Below are 5,079 nucleotides of genomic sequence, written 5' to 3' on the forward strand. Positions count from 1 at the left end.
AACGAGGCGGAGCGACGCGCTGCGCACTAGAAGTGCGTGAGCGTCGCTCGAACGCTGTTGCGGCTCAAAAGCAGCCAGTCCTCTGGATGGGGTTAAACTGAGAGTTCGCTGCGTTAGCTTGGTGTTCACGGGCTTCAGCCCGCTACACACCAAGCCGCCTTGCGCTGCTCTCATTTTAAATCCCACCTGACGGTTCAACCTAATCGCAAAGTGCTCTAGAGGACCTTGGAGCGCACAAATCTGTCCCCCCACGCGGGATGCGCTCTCAGGAGCGCGAATTGTCAAAATCAACTTTTCATCGCGATTTCGAGAGCATGCAGGCCAACCGCTACGATGATTCCGGTAAAGACCAATCCGGTGAAGGCAATGGCGATTGCCAAGGTCCTCGTAATAACGCGGGAAGGACGAAAGTCTCCGTAGCCTACCGTTGTAGCAGTAACGAAGCAGAAATAGAGGGACTCCGATCGGCTCCAGCCTTCCATGTGGCCAATACGAAATCCGAGACTCGCGATAATTCCACCCAAGAGCAAAAGCACCGGGGCAATGGTGTATAGTGCGATAGCGAAAATTTTTAAGAATTCGAAGCTGTTCTGCATAGCAAGAGGAACATGTGCGGTATCGCCTTATCCTGCAAGGTTTGGTGGTCCTGAGGTGTTTGAGCCTTTGCGGTCAACCGGCGCTGGACTGACTTTCGGGTTTTCTGGAATCATTTTGGCAAAGTGGCGATGCGGGAAATCTGGCTTTTTCTTTTTTTGTTGGATGAAGTGGCTTGAGCTTCTGTTGCGGATTCCTCCCGCTCCTGTTTGCCAGTTCAAGGCTTTCGCGCTCAGTCGTCTCTCATGATGGCAAAAAACAGTAGTAGGGTAGCGTTGATTGGAGGAATCACTGGAGGAGTGGGCTCGTCGCTTGCGGAGAAGTTTGTCGAAGAGGGCTGGCAAGTAGCAGGATACGGCCGCTCGGAGGAGCGCCTCCGCAGCTTTGTCGAAGAGAGTCCCGACGCTTCTGTTTATCAGGCAGACGCAACGGATTCAGCTCAAGTGGATGCGGTTGTGGAGAAACTGCTGGAGAAAACGGGTCGCATCGACGCCTATGTTCATTGTGTCGGCTCTATTTTACTCAAGCCCGCACACAGCTGCTCTGATGAAGACTTTGACCAGACGATCAATCTGAACCTGCGCTCTGCGTTTTTCGGTTTGCGGGCGGCGGTCCGTCCAATGCTTAAGGGAGATGGGGGAGCGATCACTTTGGTGAGCTCGGTTGCGTCCCTCGCTGGGCTCCCTAATCATGAGGCGATTGGCGCGGCGAAGGGAGGGATCAACGGTTTGGTCCGAAGCGCGGCTTCCACCTATGCAAACAAAGGGATTCGCGTGAACGCGGTGGCACCCGGGATGGTCGAGACCGGAATGGCAAAGCCGCTGCTGGGATCTGAGCAGGCGAAGAGGCTGTCTGCTTCGATGCACCCTCTGGGGAGAGCGGGATTACCGGGAGACGTTAGCTCGGCACTCTTCTTCCTTTCTCAGCCTGAAAACTCTTGGATTACCGGACAGATTTGGTCGGTGGATGGCGGGATGGGGCATGTCCGTCAGCGAGTGAAGGCATAGCACTCCTGTGGACCCCGTTAGTCAGGCGACGGCTGGGGCTTTGGTTGCTCTCGCACTATCCCGCCCAAGGGAGACCGGGCGTGCGTTTCTGCTGGGTGCAGTTGCGGGTGCGGCCCCAGACCTGGATATCCTGATTGAGTCAGCCTCGGATCCCCTGCTCGGGCTGGAGTATCACCGGCATTTTACCCACTCATTGTTAGTGGCCCCGATGATCGGCTTGCTGGTTGTGTTTGCCTTTCGGGTCTTTCCGCGAATGCGACAACTTCCCTATCGACGGGCCGCTCTCTACGGCATAGCTGGATCTTTCTCCCACGGACTGCTGGATGCCTGCACGAGCTACGGAACTCGTCTTTACTGGCCGTTCTCTCAGTATCGGGAATCCTGGGACACAATCTCGGTCATCGATCCGATCTTTACGATCCCGCTGATTCTTTTGGTTCTGGGGAGTCTGTTATTTCGGTCACCAGTCTGGTCTCGGGTGGGCCTGTTGTTTGCGATCGGCTACTTGTCGTTTGGCTTTTTCCAGCGGGAAAGGGCAGCCTCGTTTGCGCGTGATCTTGCAGCGAGCCGTGGTCATGTCGTTGATCTCGTAACAGCCCGTCCTTCCTTTGCAAACCTCTTGCTCTGGCGAATCGTATATGAGAGCGAAGGAATTTATCATGTGGATGCAGTCTCACTCGGTTTTTTGAGGGAGCCGGTCCTTTATGAGGGCGGGACTGTCGGGGCATTTTCCGAAGCTGAGGCAGATCAACTCGCCGATCCTGAAAGTGTTCTTGCAGACGATATCGAGAGGTTTCGGCATTTTTCCCAAGGGTTCCTTTATCGCTGGCCCGATGACCCAGAGATCGTCGGTGACCTTCGTTATGCGATGATGCCGGATTCGATGCGTCCGCTTTGGGGGATTCGCCTCGACCCCTCCCGGCCTGAGGATCACGTATCAATCGAGTATTTCAGGGAGCTGGATAGCGACTCGTTTCAAAGGCTGTGGGACATGATTCGCGGGAGGCCTGTGGGGAGGTTGAATGCCGGAACTTGATACGATCCTCTGGGTCACCGGTTGGCTAACTTGATTTCACGGTAGGAAGAGGCTTTATGCCTCGAAGGGTCTCGGAATTCTCTGACCTTTGATCGAGGGATAGACCGTCTTTCTACGTATCCTGAGTCTCCCCACGGTCATGCCAACGGTGAAACGAACTATCGTTTTCTTTGCCGAAAAGTTCCATGCGACGTGCGGTATAGAATCATATCGGCTTCAGCCTCCGCCCCTCTGGAATGCTCTGGGTAGTCACTCAGGTTACTCTTCAGAAACACTTCAAGAGCTTTCTTGATCGAGTAAGAACGGTTGTCGATATCGCGGGAGAGGCGGGTGTTGAGTTGGACCCGCCAATGACTTTCTACCAGAATGAATAGGCCAAAAGAGTTGCGGAGCGGTAGGTGGGCAGCAATTTCGCCTTCGCAGAGGAGGTTTCGCACCGGTGGAACTGTCTCCGTGGCGGTCGCTTCTCCCGCGATTGAGTCGAAGACCGGGCGATCGAACGCCTGGCCGTTGCGAGCCTTATCCAAGTCCCGATTTAAGCGCTCTAGATCGTTTCCTTGCGGATGAGAGCCCAGAATTCCATGCGGCGCCCTGACGTGTCGGGGAAGACGATAGTCGTCGAGAGGGAGGATGGCAGTCTGTGGAATCTTCTCCACCAACCAATGGGCTACACTGGATTTTCCTGCGCCGCCGGGTCCTCCGATACCGATAAGTCGGGTTCGGTTTGCTTCTTTTCCAGAGAGAAGTTGTTCCAGTTCTGGCCAAATCTTTTCCAGGCTCTCTAAAGCCTTTCTCGGTATCGGATGCATACACTCAGTTCTCTAGAACCGGGTCGCAGGTACTTCTCTTACCGATGGATCGACGTCGAAATAGTCCTCTGGGCGGAATCCGAATGCAGAGGCAATTAGGCTGGAGGGAAACTGCTCACATTTGTTCCGGTAGTCGCGCACGTTTCCATTGAAGAAGCGGCGGGCGGCCTGTATCCGATCTTCCGTGACGGAAAGCTCCTCCTGAAGCTGTAGAAAGTTCTTATCGGCTTTCAAGTCCGGGTACGCCTCAGCGCGGGCAAGCAGCTGGGTCACGCCGCGGGACATTTCCTGCTCGGCAGGAGCCTTGGCTCCCGGGGTCCCGGTGGATCGCATACAGCGGTCCCGTGCCATCGTTACTTTCTCCAAAACTTCTCTCTCGTGTGCCGCATAGGCTTTGACAGTGCTTACCAGATTGGGGATCAGGTCATAGCGTCGCTTAAGCTCGGTATCGATGTTGCTGGCAGCTTCGCGGATGTGATTCCGCAGGGAGACTAACCCATTGTATTGAAGAATCGCCCAGATCACCGGAAGGAGAATGACGAGGACGACTATGATTAGAGTGACCTGGCTTCCTCCCATTAGGGTCGATTCTCTTTTTCAAAAAGATAGGATGGCATGAGGCTAAGCATGTGGATCAGCCGGTCGAGGTTCTTTCCCCAGAGTTCAGGTGCTAGCCGTCTAGAAAAGGTAATTGCCATCCATGCCCCTTCGACCTCGATGTTCAGGTCTTCTTCGTCGAGGAGATAGTCGATCATACGGGCGTTGCAGAAATCGTAGGCGAACTTCTTATCCCGGCTTTTTACCGCGTAGCGTTTGGAAAACTCAACGGATTCAAAATCGATGTCGTCGAAACCAAGAGTTTGGGCGATCTTTTGGAAAAAGCCTTCCCGGTAGATTCTGAGCTCGGGAAACGTACCGGGAAGCAGCAGAAGAAAACACGTGCCGTAATAGTGTCGCGTCTGCCGCCGTCCTTTCGAGTCAGTGCTCCGGGTTTCGTAGTGGAAGTCGAAGGCCTCGACCTTGTGCCCGTCCAGTGTGCCATTCACGCGGTTCAGGAGAAAGCGATTGCTGCCCTTGCGGATCGGATCGATGAATTCGAACTGACGCACAGCACTCCGATCCTTATCCGGGCTAAAGGTAAGCCCTTTCTCAGCAGCAAAAGCAAGCAGTGCCTCCCGTCTCTTTTTTTGCTGAAGCCAGCCGAAATAGGCGATCACCCCGAAGACAAGAACGGCGATGATTATGAGAAGAACAGGACTCATCAAACGTCAACGTTGGGGAGATAGGGCCAGGGGTGCGAGAAGGAAAAAAGTGGAAGTGAGGAAGTGGTTAGGAGTCAGAATTGAGATGACAGAATACTGGTGGTGGAATCGAAATCGGTATCGGAATCGAAATCAAATTCGGGTAGGGCGTGGGCTCTGACAAGCCGGGCTGTTCATAGAATAGACCCGGCTATTAGTCTACCACCGAGAGGCTTGTCACAGACTGCGCCCTGCTATGTTGGTTTGTGTCAAGAGCGTATGAGCTGTTGATGGATTTTTACATTAGGATTGTTGGTTGGTTTGGTTTCAGAGTCATTCGCACGTCCGCCGAGCAAGGCCACAGATTCTTACTGATCCGGGATAACCTGCTA

6 protein-coding genes are annotated in these 5,079 nt (G+C 54.1%); 2 read left to right on the plus strand and 4 right to left on the minus strand.

Annotated features, from left to right (window positions below):
* Positions 1 to 287 precede the first annotated feature (287 nt).
* Positions 288 to 596: a potassium channel family protein gene (locus AAGJ81_16185; GenBank protein ID MEM0967688.1), complete on the minus strand. Its 309-nt coding sequence runs from the start codon at positions 594 to 596 to the stop codon at positions 288 to 290.
* Between the two features lie 243 nt (positions 597 to 839).
* Here AAGJ81_16185 and AAGJ81_16190 point away from each other — a divergent pair, with 243 nt between their 5' ends.
* Both AAGJ81_16190 and AAGJ81_16195 read left to right on the plus strand, forming a co-directional pair.
* Positions 840 to 1,601 (plus strand): SDR family oxidoreductase, encoded by a 762-nt coding sequence (locus tag AAGJ81_16190; GenBank protein MEM0967689.1) that lies wholly within the window; start codon positions 840 to 842, stop codon positions 1,599 to 1,601.
* A gap of 7 nt (positions 1,602 to 1,608) precedes the next feature.
* Entirely contained in the window at positions 1,609 to 2,637 is a 1,029-nt protein-coding gene (locus AAGJ81_16195) for a metal-dependent hydrolase (GenBank protein ID MEM0967690.1), read from the plus strand.
* 158 nt (positions 2,638 to 2,795) lie between these two features.
* Here the strand turns inward: AAGJ81_16195 and AAGJ81_16200 are convergent, their stop codons facing one another.
* Genes AAGJ81_16200 through AAGJ81_16210 form a run of 3 tightly spaced genes read right to left on the minus strand, consistent with a single transcriptional unit; the run spans position 2,796 to position 4,708 of the window.
* Entirely contained in the window at positions 2,796 to 3,446 is a 651-nt protein-coding gene (locus tag AAGJ81_16200) for a hypothetical protein (GenBank protein MEM0967691.1), read from the minus strand.
* A 12-nt stretch (positions 3,447 to 3,458) separates the two neighbouring features.
* Positions 3,459 to 4,025, minus strand: coding sequence for a LemA family protein (locus tag AAGJ81_16205; protein MEM0967692.1), 567 nt, complete (start codon positions 4,023 to 4,025; stop codon positions 3,459 to 3,461).
* The gene (locus AAGJ81_16210) at positions 4,025 to 4,708 is read right to left on the minus strand and encodes a hypothetical protein (protein ID MEM0967693.1); all 684 of its coding nucleotides are present in this window, start codon (positions 4,706 to 4,708) and stop codon (positions 4,025 to 4,027) included. Before AAGJ81_16210 ends, AAGJ81_16205 begins: the two co-directional genes overlap by 1 nt.
* Positions 4,709 to 5,079 lie beyond the last annotated feature (371 nt).

This window comes from Verrucomicrobiota bacterium, assembly GCA_038744685.1.
Classification (GTDB): Bacteria; Verrucomicrobiota; Verrucomicrobiia; order Opitutales; family Puniceicoccaceae; genus Puniceicoccus.

What these genes read in the sequence shown, in the direction of transcription:
- AAGJ81_16205 (MEM0967692.1), bottom strand. Translation starts at nt 4,025, where the DNA reads ATGGGAGGAAGCCAGGTCACTCTAATCATAGTCGTCCTCGTCATTCTC.
- AAGJ81_16185 (MEM0967688.1), bottom strand. Translation starts at nt 596, where the DNA reads ATGCAGAACAGCTTCGAATTCTTAAAAATTTTCGCTATCGCACTATAC.
- AAGJ81_16200 (MEM0967691.1), bottom strand. Translation starts at nt 3,446, where the DNA reads ATGCATCCGATACCGAGAAAGGCTTTAGAGAGCCTGGAAAAGATTTGG.
- AAGJ81_16190 (MEM0967689.1), top strand. Translation starts at nt 840, where the DNA reads ATGATGGCAAAAAACAGTAGTAGGGTAGCGTTGATTGGAGGAATCACT.
- AAGJ81_16210 (MEM0967693.1), bottom strand. Translation starts at nt 4,708, where the DNA reads ATGAGTCCTGTTCTTCTCATAATCATCGCCGTTCTTGTCTTCGGGGTG.